The organism is Magnetococcales bacterium (genome assembly GCA_015231925.1).
Lineage (GTDB): Bacteria > Pseudomonadota > Magnetococcia > Magnetococcales > JADGAQ01 > JADGAQ01.
In genome coordinates this window covers 1-14,007 of sequence record JADGAQ010000102.1, presented here as the reverse complement: position 1 = coordinate 14,007, position 14,007 = coordinate 1, and the positions used below count along the sequence as shown (strand labels likewise).

The 14,007-nt window shown below is 54.0% G+C and carries 15 protein-coding genes and 1 tRNA gene; 3 read left to right on the top strand and 13 right to left on the bottom strand.

The window, feature by feature from the left end:
• Window positions 1-188 precede the first annotated feature (188 nt).
• Window positions 189-437, bottom strand: coding sequence for a UPF0175 family protein (locus HQL56_11955; protein MBF0310230.1), 249 nt, complete (start codon window positions 435-437; stop codon window positions 189-191).
• A 128-nt stretch (window positions 438-565) separates the two neighbouring features.
• Window positions 566-835: a DUF2442 domain-containing protein gene (locus HQL56_11950; protein MBF0310229.1), complete on the bottom strand. Its 270-nt coding sequence runs from the start codon at window positions 833-835 to the stop codon at window positions 566-568.
• 631 nt (window positions 836-1,466) lie between these two features.
• On the opposite strand from HQL56_11950, the gene HQL56_11945 reads away from it, so the two are divergent.
• Complete coding sequence (locus HQL56_11945; GenBank protein ID MBF0310228.1) at window positions 1,467-1,901, top strand: hypothetical protein; 435 nt, start codon at window positions 1,467-1,469, stop codon at window positions 1,899-1,901.
• A 752-nt stretch (window positions 1,902-2,653) separates the two neighbouring features.
• Window positions 2,654-2,887 (top strand): hypothetical protein, encoded by a 234-nt coding sequence (locus HQL56_11940; protein MBF0310227.1) that lies wholly within the window; start codon window positions 2,654-2,656, stop codon window positions 2,885-2,887.
• A gap of 14 nt (window positions 2,888-2,901) precedes the next feature.
• Here HQL56_11940 and HQL56_11935 read toward each other — a convergent pair whose 3' ends face one another.
• The 8 genes from HQL56_11935 to HQL56_11900 all read right to left on the bottom strand — a co-directional run bounded on the left by HQL56_11935 (window position 2,902) and on the right by HQL56_11900 (window position 10,957).
• Window positions 2,902-5,175 (bottom strand): hypothetical protein, encoded by a 2,274-nt coding sequence (locus HQL56_11935; GenBank protein MBF0310226.1) that lies wholly within the window; start codon window positions 5,173-5,175, stop codon window positions 2,902-2,904.
• A 240-nt stretch (window positions 5,176-5,415) separates the two neighbouring features.
• Window positions 5,416-5,673, bottom strand: coding sequence for a hypothetical protein (locus HQL56_11930; GenBank protein MBF0310225.1), 258 nt, complete (start codon window positions 5,671-5,673; stop codon window positions 5,416-5,418).
• Window positions 5,633-5,905 carry a BrnT family toxin gene (locus HQL56_11925; GenBank protein ID MBF0310224.1) on the bottom strand — a complete coding sequence of 91 codons (273 nt, stop codon included), beginning with the start codon at window positions 5,903-5,905 and terminating at the stop codon, window positions 5,633-5,635. Before HQL56_11925 ends, HQL56_11930 begins: the two co-directional genes overlap by 41 nt.
• Window positions 5,902-6,276 carry a hypothetical protein gene (locus HQL56_11920; GenBank protein MBF0310223.1) on the bottom strand — a complete coding sequence of 125 codons (375 nt, stop codon included), beginning with the start codon at window positions 6,274-6,276 and terminating at the stop codon, window positions 5,902-5,904. Before HQL56_11920 ends, HQL56_11925 begins: the two co-directional genes overlap by 4 nt.
• A 24-nt stretch (window positions 6,277-6,300) precedes the next feature.
• Window positions 6,301-6,570 carry a DUF2442 domain-containing protein gene (locus HQL56_11915; protein MBF0310222.1) on the bottom strand — a complete coding sequence of 90 codons (270 nt, stop codon included), beginning with the start codon at window positions 6,568-6,570 and terminating at the stop codon, window positions 6,301-6,303.
• Window positions 6,571-6,812: 242 nt separating this feature from the next.
• Window positions 6,813-6,888 (bottom strand) — tRNA-Ile (locus tag HQL56_11910).
• Between the two features lie 293 nt (window positions 6,889-7,181).
• Window positions 7,182-9,143 carry an RNA polymerase sigma factor RpoD gene (gene rpoD, locus HQL56_11905; protein ID MBF0310221.1) on the bottom strand — a complete coding sequence of 654 codons (1,962 nt, stop codon included), beginning with the start codon at window positions 9,141-9,143 and terminating at the stop codon, window positions 7,182-7,184.
• Window positions 9,143-10,957, bottom strand: a complete 1,815-nt coding sequence (locus HQL56_11900; GenBank protein ID MBF0310220.1) for a DNA primase — start codon at window positions 10,955-10,957, stop codon at window positions 9,143-9,145. The genes rpoD and HQL56_11900 overlap by 1 nt, the downstream gene beginning before the upstream one ends.
• Window positions 10,958-11,357: 400 nt before the next feature.
• Between HQL56_11900 and HQL56_11895 the strand changes: the two genes are divergently transcribed.
• Window positions 11,358-11,993, top strand: coding sequence for a Rieske 2Fe-2S domain-containing protein (locus HQL56_11895; GenBank protein MBF0310219.1), 636 nt, complete (start codon window positions 11,358-11,360; stop codon window positions 11,991-11,993).
• Between the two features lie 475 nt (window positions 11,994-12,468).
• On the opposite strand, the gene HQL56_11890 is transcribed toward HQL56_11895, so the two are convergent.
• Genes HQL56_11890 through hisI form a run of 3 tightly spaced genes read right to left on the bottom strand, consistent with a single transcriptional unit; the run spans window position 12,469 to window position 13,922 of the window.
• Window positions 12,469-12,828 carry a histidine triad nucleotide-binding protein gene (locus HQL56_11890; GenBank protein ID MBF0310218.1) on the bottom strand — a complete coding sequence of 120 codons (360 nt, stop codon included), beginning with the start codon at window positions 12,826-12,828 and terminating at the stop codon, window positions 12,469-12,471.
• 12 nt (window positions 12,829-12,840) lie between these two features.
• Entirely contained in the window at window positions 12,841-13,530 is a 690-nt protein-coding gene (locus HQL56_11885; protein ID MBF0310217.1) for a phosphoribosyl-ATP diphosphatase, read from the bottom strand.
• 11 nt (window positions 13,531-13,541) lie between these two features.
• Complete coding sequence (gene hisI / locus HQL56_11880; protein ID MBF0310216.1) at window positions 13,542-13,922, bottom strand: phosphoribosyl-AMP cyclohydrolase; 381 nt, start codon at window positions 13,920-13,922, stop codon at window positions 13,542-13,544.
• Window positions 13,923-14,007: the final 85 nt, after the last annotated feature.

Sequence of the window (14,007 nt, the reverse complement as noted above, 5' to 3'; positions counted from 1 at the left end):
TTCTCGCAGCAGATTATGGCTATAAGGGAAATAGGTATGGTGTCCCCGGATTTCTCGCAGCAGGTATGGTGTCCCCGGATTTCTCGCAGCAGATTATGGCTATAAGGGAAATAGGTATGGTGTCCCCGGATTTCTATGCAGGGACAAAGCCACCAGCGGACCAGTATTGATAACCGCTCGATCCGGCATCATTGAGCGAACTCTTCGGCCATTTCCTCTTGGCTCAAGTCCACCACCGGCACACCGGAACGGCCCGCAGCCAGCAGGAATGCCACCCGCCCCATGCCGGAAAGCCTACCCGCCTTGCCGGATGAGATACGGCCTTGCTCGAAAAGTTTGAGAGCCAGGAAAAACCGTACCTCGTCGGAAAAATTCGCCGGCAATTCAGCGGGCGAAGGTAGGCCTTCCAGGGGCAGTTCAATCGTCAACGTGTTCATTGCCCCCCCCAACAGCGAATTCAGGCAAATTCCGGGGACAGTGGATCCCTTCCCCTTCATCGAGTCCCAGTAAGGGGCAGTGATCAGCACGACTCACCACCAAGCCCCGAATCCCCGGACAGATTCGGTCAGCGGATTAGCCCACTCCGAGGAGCAGGAGCCCCTCGCAACAATCCTTCCGTTGACAGGTCTTCATCCAGCTCTTTCCAATGGATGCCATAGCCCCCGCCACAGATTTCCCACTTTTCCCGTTGGGCAGGCGTTGCTCCGGACAGTTTTGGAAACCAAGCCAAAGGAGCGGTAACCTCTCTCCCATTCATCAAGCCCACTCGGAGGCTTTCCGCTGTCAGTGAAACAAACTCAACTCGCTCACCGGTATTTGGAGCCATCCTATCCATTCCAAACTCCGAACCTCCCTGACTGTCGAGCATTTACCGGCTTTGGAAGGAGGGGAATTGTGTCGTTCATTGGAGATTGCCAGATGGGTTGGAGAGAAGTCAACTCCTTTTTCGCCTCTCTTTATTTTCATGGCGTCAACAATCCGGACAAACGATTCTTCAAGTAAATTCTGAAATTTAAAGCCACCATCTAGCGAATCATGTAAAAATTCCATGTTATTCCAATAAGTTGCCATATTTGATTTTTCGCCATACCAACATATCTACCAACAAATTTTATCGGTACCCCACATCGGATTTTCCGCCCTTGCACCCGCTTTCTGGAAAAGTGCCTCCCCTTGTCACTGACAGAACCGACAAAAGCCCCTCAGCCTCTTCTGCCCTTCCGAGGTGAATCCGGGGACACCATACCCATTTCCCTTATGGGGCAATCCAGGAGCGATGACACGAGCGATTCTGGCCATGCGGTCTTCATATCAGATTATGGCTATAAGGGAAATAGGTATGATGTCCCCGGATTTACCGAGGGGGGGAACCGTCTCCACCGGGTGGTGATTCCCCCGGCCAGGTTCGAATTCAAGTAGAAATCTCCGGATGTCTTGGGATATCCTTCCGGCAGGAGGAAGTGATCATGACCACCATTACCTTTGACACGCTCCAGTTCGTGCGCCGTCTCAAGGATGCCGGTATTCCCGAGCCTCACGCCGAAGCCATCTCGGAAGCCTTCAAGGAAGCCCAGGTGACGCAAGCCAGCGAACTGGCTGCCAAGCGGGACTTGAAGGAACTGGAAGGACAGCTTTCCACCAAAGCCGATGTGGCCAAGGTGGAAGTTCACATTCTGGAACTCAAGCGGGACATCAAGGAATTGGATGTTAAACTTGAAACCCGGCTCAAGGAACTGGAACTCCGCATGGTGATCAAGCTTGGGGCCATGATCCTTGCTGGCGTTGGACTTGTCGTTACTGCCAACCGGATTTGGCCCATTCCGGTTCAGTACATCCACGCCCCCGCCCAGGAAACGCGCCTCCCATCTCCGGTCCAACCGGCACCCGTTCTGCCCAAGTAGCCTTGCCCATTACCCAGAATGATGCCCCGGCATGAGGCCCGCCAGGGGGTGATTCCCTTTCCCCGGCCCTCCAGAGGGGGAAGCGCCTCCACCGGGTGGTGGTTCGTCCGGATCCGGCCATCATCCGCCCGTTCCACTCCGGCACCTCCACCTTTCGATGGCTTCCCCACCCCAAAGACCAACCACCCAACCCCAAGCCGGAACCTCCACCCTTGCCCACTGGTGGTCCTTTGTCGCGTCCTGATTGGCCCGGCACGTTCTCTTCCCTTCCTTGGGGCGAACCGGGAACACCATACCCATTTCCCTTATGGGGCAATCCAAGAGCGATGACACGAGCGGTTCTGGCCATGCGAACATCATATCAGATTATGGCTATAAGGGAAATAGGTATGGTGTCCCCGGATTTCTGAAGGTATGGTGTCCCCGGATTTCTGATAAGGGAAATAGGTATGGTGTCCCCGGATTTCTAAGGGAAATAGGTATGGTGTCCCCGGATTTCTGTAGATTATGGCTATAAGGGAAATAGGTATGGTGTCCCCGGATTTCTGTAGATTATGGCTATAAGGGAAATAGGTATGGTGTCCCCGGATTTGATTCATCTTATCAGATTATGGCTATAAGGGAAATAGGTATGGTGTCCCCGGATTTAAAATTATAAGGGAAATAGGTATGGTGTCCCCGGATTTAAAATTACCGATTCAGCCAATTTATGGCCATCAGGGAAATCGGTATGGTGTCCCCGGATTTATCGGATGATGGAGAGCGGCCAGTACCGCTCCATCAAGGATCTGGCGGCCCAGGAGCAAATCGACGACTCCTATCTGGCCAGGGTGCTGCGCCTGACCCTGCTCGCCCCGGACATCATCGTCGCGATCCTGGACGGGCGGCAACCGGACGTGCTGACGTGGCGGGAGTTGAAGAATCCGTTCCCGATGGAATGGGAGCAGCAGCGGGAGAAGTGGGGGTTCCCGAAATTGCCGATATAGCTAGTTTATGGCCATCAGGAAAATAAAGCCCTACTAACTTTTTGGCCATCCCACTGGCCTTTGCGTGAAAAAGGTAGAATACCTCTAGAATTGAGTCTGCGCGCAATCTCCGAGTAAGAAATACCGTCATTTTTCCACAACAAGGCCATATTAACCACATTCTCTTGTTTTAATACCTCATTGTTATATCTGACGGCAAATAATCTTATATTTTCTGGCCTTTCGTGAGTTTTAGAAATATTGAAAAATCCATCACTATCGCTGGAAGGGACACCAGCTATAACCCGCAAATAAGGTATTACGGCATAAATATTACTATATCGAATAATTTCGGATTTAACATCTTCACTAACTATAATTTGCCCACCCACCCCTAAAACTTCCATTCTTGCAACAATTCTCATTGCACTGGTTGATTCCGGCACAACCGAATGGCGGTTCATTGAAAGCTCGATATGTCCGTGATGCATTGCAACACGCAGCATCAAATTACTCTTTGCAAGATCATCCATAACACCAAAAACTGAGTCTAATGTCTGGTCAAGATTTTCGTTAATAATTTCAAGAGCATCCCCATCCTTATGCTGATGGTAAAGCAAATTAGTGCAGCGTCTTTTAATACTCTCAGAAAATAATTTTTTATATTCTTTTGCTTTATTTATATTATCTTGCATTATTCTGCCAAATCCTTCGATATCCGCCTTTACAATAAAAAAATTTCCTTTGATTTCATCGTGCTCGCCCTCATCAACCCAGCCCCTTAAATCCCCTACTATATTTTTATTTGACAGATTGTAACTGTAACCGTCTGAATCTGCTGAAACAATTGCCTCCAATATAGAATGAACCAAATAATATTTTGACGAAGGAAGAACACCTTTCTTGTCTAACAAGGTGATCTCACCTGGAGCAAGAAATGATTGAAAATTCTTCTGCACCGCTGTGTCAAATCTCACATATCCAACAAGACCAACAGTGTATAAAATACAGAAAATATGCGTTCTATCACACATTTTACAGTCTTCCTCTTCACAAGATACCATATTATACTTACTACAAATTTCTCGCGCTTTTGAGCTTGTGATTACATTCCCTGGAATTAATCTAAATAGTCTATGGATATCAAGCGCAACATGCGGTGCAAACTCTTTTATATACTGGGTTGCAATTTCGGTTGCTTTAGCATTAACCAATCTTTTTAATTCTTCCTTTGATTTTCTTTGAACTGGAGGTAATGTTGATATTGCCTTTCCGATAAACATTAAATCTCTGGGACGTTGTAATGTATGCCTGTAAATATAATTAAAGATTAGCTCATTTTCTCTAGTAAGCGTGTGTGTGACATAAAAATTCTTATCCCCAAAAAATCTTGCTATTGAATCTTTTTCATTCGGCGCGATCAAATTACCATCCTTCTCCTGCAATACGTTAAAATCAAAAATTGATCTTAAGTCATTATAATTATAAGTTATTGCAGAGCGGGTATCTGGGTACTGCAGCGACATAAGATCATTTTTTACAAACAAATCGTATGCCTCCTTTCGAATAGACGCATAAATTTTAATGTTATGATTTTGTCTGCCAATTAAATATATTGCGTCAATTAATCCCATTTGAGCATTCAACCAAACATCCGCCCCATACTTAGATGTCTGAATAATATTATTAAAATGCTCGTCAATATTATCAATAAAAATTGCAACCGAATCACCCACTTGCTTCATTTTAACAGCAAGTAGTTTGTTTACAAAATCAAAGCAATCCTGCAGACCATCCTTTCCAATATCGTACAGATTTATAAAACAATCTGTAACACCGTTAATTATTTCACTTCTAAGTAATTCTGTGACCTTATTGTCGGTGTTCGAACTGGCAATGATTTTTTCAATTTCAGCACCACTGCAAAACTTTTTTATAATTGTAGTATATATACTTGCCTGCCAAATCATTGGCCATACCTCATAAGATGAGGCAAGGTAGCCTATTTCATTTTCCGTGAGATTTGCTTTACCTGGCGGAACTTCAACCATAATATTTTCATTTTCTGGAAGAATAGTAACTCCTCTAGTTTGACTCTGAAGAATAAATCTTTTTGCCTTTAAAAGAAGTGTTTTCCCGAAACCTTTTGTTGCGACGACGAAATTCTTATTATCTCGCCTAATATCGAGAAACTCTTTGATTTCACTTGTTCTATACAGATAATTCCTTATGAAAGCCTCATCCACATTGACATTAACCGCATCAAAAAGCCAAGCGCCCACTTTTCCCTCCTCAATACGCAAGAACATGATGCCCTTCGGGCAAGAGCAAATCCGGGGACTATATCAATTAAAAAATCCGGGGACACCATACCCATTCCCCTTATGGCTATAAATTTAATCAGCATGGTGTCCGCGGATTTCCCTCGGGATGATGTCCCCGGATTTCCCGCAGATTTCTGGCAGGAATTCCGGGGACAGTATATCCAGGAATTCCGGGGACAGTATATCCATTCCCCTTTATGGAGGAATCCCCAATTAACCGTGGCTTCATACCGGCAACTTTGCCCCGCACGAAGCCAACCATTGTCGAAGCGCAGTATTCATCTCTTCCCGCCAATTGCTACCCCTGGCTTGCAGGGCCAGGAATACGTCCAGGTCCAGGCCCGGATTGCTGGATGATGGACCCGTTCGAATCAACCGGTTGCCTTCGTAAAGGTCAGACTTGGCGAGCCACTCTTCCGTCAAATCCGGGGCATCGTCCGGATCAGTCCAGTTGGTCTCGGAAACATCGCTGTTCGCGTTCATTGGCTTTCCTCATGGAAATGATGCGACGGAACTCACCTCGCACCGTCCAGACTACCACCACAACTCGGTCGTCAAGATACCCCATGGTTACTTGACGCAGCTCTCCGTAATCCCATCGATCATCGCGAACCGTGATATGTCGTGAAGTGAGAACCTCTTCAGCCCGTTCGAAATCAAGGCCTCTCTCCAATAGTGTCTTCGCCCGCTTCTGGGGATCATAGATCAACTTCATAATACAGGCAAACCCGGAAAGCTCATACTCCCTTCCCCATCTTGACGAATTCTCAGGCAAGGAAAGCCAAGATCCCTCGCGCCCCTATCCGGGATTTCCAACAGATCAACTATAGATGGCCCCGTTCGAATCAACCGGTTGCCTTCGCAAAGATCGGACTTGGCGAACCACTCTTCGGTCAAATCCGGGGCATCGTCCGGATCAGTCCAGTTGCTCCCGGTAACATCGCTGTTTGCGTTCGTTGGCTTTCCAATCGGAAGCCAAGCCACCGCTTTCCGGCAACCACTTGCAAAACATAACGTCAAATCAAGCAAACCATGGCACGAAAGCATGATCGATAAGGAGAAACGATCAGCGTCTTTCACCACCAAGCCCACAACCCCGGACAGATTCAGTCAGCGGATTGGGCCACTCCGAGGAGCAGGCGCCCCTCGCAACAATCCTTCCGTTGACAGGTCTTCATCAAGCTCTTCCCAATGGATGCCATAGCCCCCGCCACAGGTTTCCCACTTATCCCGTTGGGCAGGCGTTGCTCCGGACAGTTTTGGAAAGCAAGCCAAAGGAGCGGTAACCTCTCTCCCATTCATCAAGCCCACTCGGAGGCTTTCCGCTGTCAGTGAAACAAACTCAACTCGCTCACCGGTATTTGGAGCCATCCTATCCATTCCAAACTCCGAACCTCCCTGACTGTCGAGCATTTACTGGCTTTGGAAGGAGGGAAATTGTGTCGTTCATTGGAGATTGCCAGATGGGTTGGAGAGAAGTCAACGCCTTTTTCGCCTCTCTATATTTTCAGGACGTCAACTATCCGGACAAACAATTCTTCAAGTAAATTCGGAATTTTAAAATCAAAAAAGCCGCTTTAAGAAGCGGCTTTTTTGATTTTAAATCAATAGGATAGCAAGAGTGGTGGGCCTACCAGGATTCGAACCAGGGACCGACCGATTATGAGTCGGCTGCTCTAACCGCTGAGCTATAGGCCCGTAAAGACGGGTGTTCGGGCAGGCTTCCGGGGGGCTCTACCGGGAAAGAAGGTGGCAAGTGCAGTCATTCACCGGACCCCTCACCCCGGCCCTCTCCCGGAGGCAGAGGGCGAACGGCTGAATCTCTTCCGGATTTCCGGACCAGGGCGCGTTTGCTGGGTGTCGCGTTTGTGTTTAACCGACTGTTCGGAGGTGTCATTCCGCAACGGCCAAGTCGAATACAACGGCAACACCCCGGGGCGCTGCCCCAGACTCCGCCGAGGGGGATAATCCCCCCCGGACCCCCGTATTTATCAAGACTCCAGGAAGCTGCGCAACTTCCTCGACCGCGTGGGATGGCGCAGCTTGCGCAAGGCTTTGGCCTCGATCTGCCGGATGCGCTCCCGCGTCACATGAAACTTCTTGCCAACCTCCTCCAGCGTATGGTCCGTCGGCAAACCAATGCCGAAACGCATGCGCAGTACATTCTCCTCCCGACTGGTGAGGGTCTTGAGAACCCGACCCGTCGTATCCCGCAAATTCGACATGATCGCCATGTCCGACGGCGACAACATCGACTTGTCCTCAATGAAATCCCCCAAATGGGAGTCCTCTTCATCCCCTACCGGCGTCTCCAGGCTGATCGGTTCCTTGGCAATCTTCAATACCTTGCGAACCTTCTCCAGCGACATCTCCATACGCTCGGCAATCTCCTCCGGCGTGGGCTCCCGCCCCATCTCCTGAACCATCAGCCGGGAAGTGCGCACCAGCTTGTTGATGGTCTCGATCATATGCACCGGAATACGAATGGTGCGCGCCTGATCCGCAATCGATCGGGTAATCGCCTGCCGTATCCACCAGGTGGCATAGGTGGAGAATTTATAACCACGCCGCCACTCGAACTTGTCCACCGCCTTCATCAAGCCGATGTTGCCCTCCTGAATCAGATCCAGGAACTGCAACCCCCGGTTGGTGTACTTCTTGGCAATGGAGATGACCAGCCGCAGATTGGCCTCCACCATCTCCTTCTTGGCCTGAATCGCCTTGCGCTCCCCGTCGATCACCCGACGATGCGTGGCCTTCAACTCCGCAATGGTCTGCCGCGCCTCGGTCTCCAAACCACGCAACCGCGCCTGACAATGGTTGAACGGCTCCGACCTGCCCCGCAACCGCTCCCATCCATCCCGCGACGGACCCGCAACCGCCGACAACCAGCCCTCATCCCCCTCGTTGCCCGCAAAACGCTCCACAAACTCCATCTTGGGCAGATTCGACTGATCCACCAGACGCAGAATCTCCCGCTCGCTCTCGCGAATCCGCTCCACATAATCCTTGAGCTTGCGCACCAGGCGGTCCATCTGCTTCGGCGAAAAGCGAATGGAGGCCACCATCTCCACAATCTTCTCCTTGTGGTGCAGGTACTCCTTCTCCTTGCGCTGCAACACCTTGCGGTGATCCTTGGCCCGAGCCTCCTCCAGCTCCTGCTTGAGCTGCTCCAGAATCCGGCTCTCCTCGGCAATGGCGTCAAAGGCGCTCTGCGTGGTCTGCAACAGCTCGTCCAGCGCCGGATCGTTCTCCTCCGGCAGCGGCGGCTCGTCCACCTCCTCCACGCTCACCGGCTCCCGCTTCGGCTCGCCCTCGCTCTCCTCTTCCCCCTCACCCGAAGCCTCGACCTCCAGAAGATCCGCCTCCGGCTCCTCTTCAATCTCCTCTTCGCCCTCCCCCGTCGGGGAGGAGATGTCCAACACATCCCTCAGCGAAACCTCGCCATTGCGCAGCCGGTCCGCCAGAAGCACAATCTCCTGAAACGTCGACGGCGCATCGCAAATGGCCGCGATAACCTCGTTGCAGCCCTCCTCGATGCGCTTGGCAATGACAATCTCCCCCTCACGGGTGAGAAGATCCACCGAACCCATCTCCCGCAAATACATGCGCACGGGATCGTCGGTCTTGCCCAGATCGATGTCCTCAATGGCCGTATCAGCCCCCTTGAGGAAGTCCTCTTCGTCCTCCAGCTCCTTGTCGAGACCGATCTTGTCGAGACCGCGCCCTTCATCCATGTCCGGGCCGAGATCGTCCACCAGATTGATGCCCATGTTGTCCAACACGGCCACCACATCTTCTATCTGGTCCGCGGTATGAACATCCTCCGGGAGCATGTCGTTGACCTCGTCAAAGGTCAAAAACCCCCGTTCCTTGCCGCGTTCGATCAGCTGCTTCATATGGGAAGATTTGGCTTCGTCCATATCCGAATCGTGTCCAGTAAAGGGGTTCATCAGTGAATCACCGCCATGCGTTGCCGTTGCAACCGGGCAATCTCGTTGCGTAAGGCATTATGTCTCTTCATGTTATTATCTATTTCGATACCCTGTTTAATAATTTGACTGAGTTCCTGCAACTCTTCCTGAAGATGACGCAACTGGCAGGTCAACAGGCAACCCTGGAACTCGCGACGAGGTTCCTCGGGCGTTTCACTTTCGGCGGACAGAATCCGACGACCCACCTCCTGGAGCGAAGGAGGTAATTGTTGGATGGCAATGGCTTGAATTGGTTTCTCCTCCGACAAAATATCCGCGCCACCGATCAAACGGAGCAGCTCCGCGAGCAGGCGGTGCAGATGGGGATCTTCCAGATGCAACAGGCCCAACTCTTCCTCGAAATCGAACGCCAGTTCCGGATGACGCAGCAACAAAGCCAACATCACCTGTTCATAATTGCGGCTTGCCCGCCCCGCCACCGGGCCGTTCCACACCGGCTGCCGGGGACGCGGCGTCTGAAAGGCCGGCATGGGCCTGCCGCGTTCACCCAACAGCCAGGAGGGTTCCAGGTCGAGCCGTTGGCCCAGACTCTCCGCGAACAGGTTGCGCAACAGCGCGTCCTCGATGCGTTGCAGATGGGGACGCAGGCGATGGGTGCAGGTGGCGCGTCCTTCGGGCCCGCCGAGGTTCAGCCCGGCGGCGCACTGGTCGAAGAGCATATCCGCCGGCGAGGTGGGATGCGCCGCCACCCGTTGCCAGCCTTCCAGCCCCTGACGCCGCACCAGGGTATCCGGGTCGTCCCCGTCCGCCAGAAACAGGAAAACCATCTGCCTGTTGCCCCGCAACAGCGGCAACGACATCTCCAGCACCCGCCACGCCGCCTTGCGACCTGCGCCATCTCCGTCGAAGCAGCAGACGATGCGCTCCGTCGACTTCCACAACATCAGCAACTGGTGTTCCGAAACCGCCGTGCCCAGGGGAGCCACCGCGTGGCCGATTCCCGCCTGGTCGAGGGCGATGACATCCACATACCCTTCCACCAACAGCATCTCACCGGCCTTCTGCCCCGGCCCGTGGGCCTGATGCAGATTGAAGAGCAGCCGTCCCTTCTGAAACAGCGGCGTCTCCGGCGAGTTGATGTATTTGGGCTGCTCATCCCCCAGGGAGCGCCCCCCGAAGGCCACGCAACGCCCCCGCTCGTCGTGGATGGGAAACATCAGCCGGTTGCGGAAGCGGTCGTAGCTCGCGCCGCCCTCCTCCTTGCGAACCAACAGCCCCAGCACCTCCAGACGGGCTTCCACCTCGACCCCGGAACCGAACCGCTCCACCAGATGCCGCCAGCCCGGAGGGGCGAATCCCAGTTCGAAGCGTTGTATCGTGGCCGCCTGCAAACCGCGTTTTTCCAGATAATCCCGCGCCACCCCGCCCCGAGGTCCGGCCAACTGGGTGGCGTAATACTGCTTGGCCAGGGTCATGTCGCGATACCGCTGCTCCAGCTCCTGCCGACCGGGCCCCTGTTGCCCCTCTCCCGCCTTGCGGGTTGGAACCTCAAGGCCTACACTCCGGGCCAGCTCTTCCACCGCTTCCGGGAAAGAGACCCCTCGAATGCGCATCAGGAAATGAATGGCATCTCCACCGACACCACATCCGAAACACTTGAAAAAGCCCTTCTCCGGGTGAACATTGAAAGAGGGCGTCTTCTCGTGGTGAAATGGACACAGGCCCAACCAGGAGGAACCGCTCTTTTTCAGCGCCACATGGGCGCGCACCAATTCGAGAAGATCGGCACGCTGACGCAGGGCGTCCAGAAATGTGGGTGGGAAAACGTCCATGTTCCAGCCGGGGCGCAAGAACCAGTGGCGATCAACGACGCTCTGTTGACCGTGGCGGCGAAATCCCGCCGACGCTATTCGCGGCCAGGACTTCCGGTTCCGGAGCGGGGACCGCCGTGAGGTTCCGGCGCTGGTCCTGCCCGACTCCGGGCTTCCCGATAACGGAAGATGAACGATGCCCTTTCACAGCCGATCAGGTATCGACCCACTTCTCTGAACCGGTCGCAACAGCAACCGTTGCAAAAAACACGCCGAGTGCGGTAACCATAAAGACAATAACCCCCGACAGGCGGGGGTTATTGGTAATCTGCAACTATACCGCGCTACCGCCTCTTCCGCAACTTATTTTTTCAGCCCCTCGGGGCCTTTTTTGTCACAACCGGACCAAGGAGAACAAACGATGTCCACCGCATTACGCTATCTGGCCAGTGTTCGGCCCGAAGCCGCCACACATCTGCTGGAGTTCTACAAGCACAGCACCCGTGCCCTGGACGACAAGACCCGGCACCTCATTCAGATTGTCACCAAGGTCGTGGCCGGAACGGAACGGGGTCTGCGTCAATATGCCCCCAAGGCCTACAAGGCCGGAGCTTCCAAGGAGGAGATCCTGGATGCGGTTCTGATGGCCTTCCCCGCCTCCGGATTGCCCAAGGTGCTGGAAGCCCTGGAAATCCTGCAGGAGATGGATCTGGTGCCCCCGTCCCCCGGTGAGAAATCCGAGAAGGGCCCCAATGATCTGGGAGCCCTGGTTGATTTTCCCATCGGGCACATGCAGTGCGTCAAACGGCCCGACGGGGATCTGATCCTCTTCCGCCTCGATGAAAGCCGGGTGCGGGTCTATCACAGCCGTTGTCCCCATTCCAAGGCCACCTTGTGCAAAGGGGTGGATCATGGGGACCATGTGGAGTGCCGGGTTCACAACTGGAAGTTCGATCTGGCCAGCGGCAAGTGCCTCGGACCCGATCCCGAAGGCAAGGCGGGGATGTCGGAGGTCGCAGTAACCGTTCAGAACGGACACGTTCTCCTGGTCGAGTAATGAACACCGGGGTTCGGGGGGGGATAATCCCCCCGACAGGTCGAGGGCAGCGCCCTGGGACACAGCCTCTGGCCTTTCGGCTCGCCCAGCTGACGGCCATCCTTTTCGGCGACCTCTTGCCGAATAGGATGGCCTGAAAGCGAGCCCGCCATGGGTCGCACCCTGGGCCGATCGTCCGTTTGATCGGCCCAGGGCGCAACCGGATTGCCCGCGAAAGACGACCACCGTCCGGCCCCCCTGAAAGCGAATCGGTGAGACTGATTCGCTTTCAGGGGGTAATAAAATACCCGCCGGGTCGCCGAACCTCCGGGAAAAAGCCCCCGGAGGTTCGGCTCCCGTTTGTTGGGCGGGGAGAGTCAAAAGAGACGGGATAAAGTCAACAGAAGCAAGAAAAAGTCAAAAGAGGCAGGAACAAGTCAAAGGACAGAACATTTCCTTTTTTTGATACTTAAAGGATAACATATTGAACGGCGCGTCAGCCCTGCCGGGTCACCATGGGGCCGACGTGCCGCCCGCCCAGAATATGGACATGGATGTGAAATACCTCCTGCCCACCATGACCTCGGGTGTTGATGATCACCCGATACCCGTTCTCACCCAATCCCAACTCCCGCGCCACATGCCCCGTCCGCTCCAGCAAATGCCCCGCCATAGGCCGCTGCTCCGGCGTGAGATCATCCAACGTGGCCACATGCTGCTTCGGAATCACCAGCACATGAACCGGCGCCTGGGGATGAATGTCGTGAAAGGCAATCACCCCCTCATCCTCGTAAATCCGTTTGGCCGGGATATCCCCCTTGACGATACGGCAAAAAAGACACTGTTCGCTCGACATCTCTCCCCCTCGTCAGGAAAAATTGCCAAAAGCCGCCTGGGACAGCACAAAACCGAAAAGTCCGTAATCCTCCACGATATGCAATCCCAGAGAACTGTCCGTCACCCGCGCCACCACGAACTGAAAGCGATAGCTTTCCACATGATTTTCCCTGGGCAATACCGAACGCACCGCCGGCAGATCCATCTCCATGTTGACCGCGCCGGTGGCGAAACGGCTTTGCTGCACCTCGACCTCGAAGACCCCCCGTTCGCCCAACAACGGCCATTTGGGCTGGTAATCGCTCTCCACCAGCAAACCGGAGAGACTGACGTCCAAGGTGGCCGCCGTCAACTGCAGCCCGTTATGAAATTGCAAAAACAGGTTCTGCTGATGCGTGCGCCGTTCGGCGGTGCGCTTCTGATGCACCCGCTTTCCCGACTTGCCGAAACGCTCCACCAGAACCTGCAACACCCGGTCGGGGGGAATCTCCAGGTTGGCGAGCAATACCAGCACATGGAACAGCAGATCGGCCCCCTCTTCACAAATGGCGGACTGATCCTGGGTCTTGACCGCCAACAGCAGCTCCAGGGACTCTTCGTTGACCTTCTTGAGCAGATAGTCCTCCCCACGGGAGAAAAGCTCCGCAGCGTAAGAGGAGTCGGGATCCGCCCCCTTGCGTTGCAACAGAACGGAATAGAGATCCTTGAGGATGGTTTCGATGGTGGTGGGTTTCATGGTCCGTAGATCTCCCGGGGATCCTTTTCCACGGGAGCCAGCTCCCGCCAGCCATCGGGAAGCGCCTCCCGGTAAAAACAGCTGCGGTGCCCCGTATGGCACGCCACACCCACCTGCTCCACCCGCAGCAGCAGGGTATCGCCGTCGCAATCGAGACGCACCCCGCGAACATGCTGCACATGGCCCGAACTCTCCCCCTTGCGCCAGAACTGCTTGCGGCTGCGGGACCAGTAGCAGGCGATTCCGGTGGCCAGGGTTTCCGCCAGAGACTCGCGGTTCATCCAGGCCATCATCAGCACTTCGCCCGTATCATGCTGCTGGGCAATGGCGGGAACCAGACCATCGGCGTTGAATTTCACGGCATCGAGATCCAGCATGGCTCGGCCACTCCTCGAAAAACGGCATATCTGTTCAGGTATACGGGGGTTCGGGGGGGATTATCCCCCCCCGACGGGTCCAGGG

Bases quoted from the DNA above. Each gene is read 5' to 3' on its own strand.
- HQL56_11955 (MBF0310230.1), bottom strand. From the start codon at position 437: ATGAACACGTTGACGATTGAACTGCCCCTGGAAGGCCTACCTTCGCCC.
- HQL56_11950 (MBF0310229.1), bottom strand. From the start codon at position 835: ATGGATAGGATGGCTCCAAATACCGGTGAGCGAGTTGAGTTTGTTTCA.
- HQL56_11945 (MBF0310228.1), top strand. From the start codon at position 1,467: ATGACCACCATTACCTTTGACACGCTCCAGTTCGTGCGCCGTCTCAAG.
- HQL56_11940 (MBF0310227.1), top strand. From the start codon at position 2,654: ATGATGGAGAGCGGCCAGTACCGCTCCATCAAGGATCTGGCGGCCCAG.
- HQL56_11935 (MBF0310226.1), bottom strand. From the start codon at position 5,175: ATGTTCTTGCGTATTGAGGAGGGAAAAGTGGGCGCTTGGCTTTTTGAT.
- HQL56_11930 (MBF0310225.1), bottom strand. From the start codon at position 5,673: ATGAACGCGAACAGCGATGTTTCCGAGACCAACTGGACTGATCCGGAC.
- HQL56_11925 (MBF0310224.1), bottom strand. From the start codon at position 5,905: ATGAAGTTGATCTATGATCCCCAGAAGCGGGCGAAGACACTATTGGAG.
- HQL56_11915 (MBF0310222.1), bottom strand. From the start codon at position 6,570: ATGGATAGGATGGCTCCAAATACCGGTGAGCGAGTTGAGTTTGTTTCA.
- rpoD (MBF0310221.1), bottom strand. From the start codon at position 9,143: ATGAACCCCTTTACTGGACACGATTCGGATATGGACGAAGCCAAATCT.
- HQL56_11900 (MBF0310220.1), bottom strand. From the start codon at position 10,957: ATGGACGTTTTCCCACCCACATTTCTGGACGCCCTGCGTCAGCGTGCC.
- HQL56_11895 (MBF0310219.1), top strand. From the start codon at position 11,358: ATGTCCACCGCATTACGCTATCTGGCCAGTGTTCGGCCCGAAGCCGCC.
- HQL56_11890 (MBF0310218.1), bottom strand. From the start codon at position 12,828: ATGTCGAGCGAACAGTGTCTTTTTTGCCGTATCGTCAAGGGGGATATC.
- hisI (MBF0310216.1), bottom strand. From the start codon at position 13,922: ATGCTGGATCTCGATGCCGTGAAATTCAACGCCGATGGTCTGGTTCCC.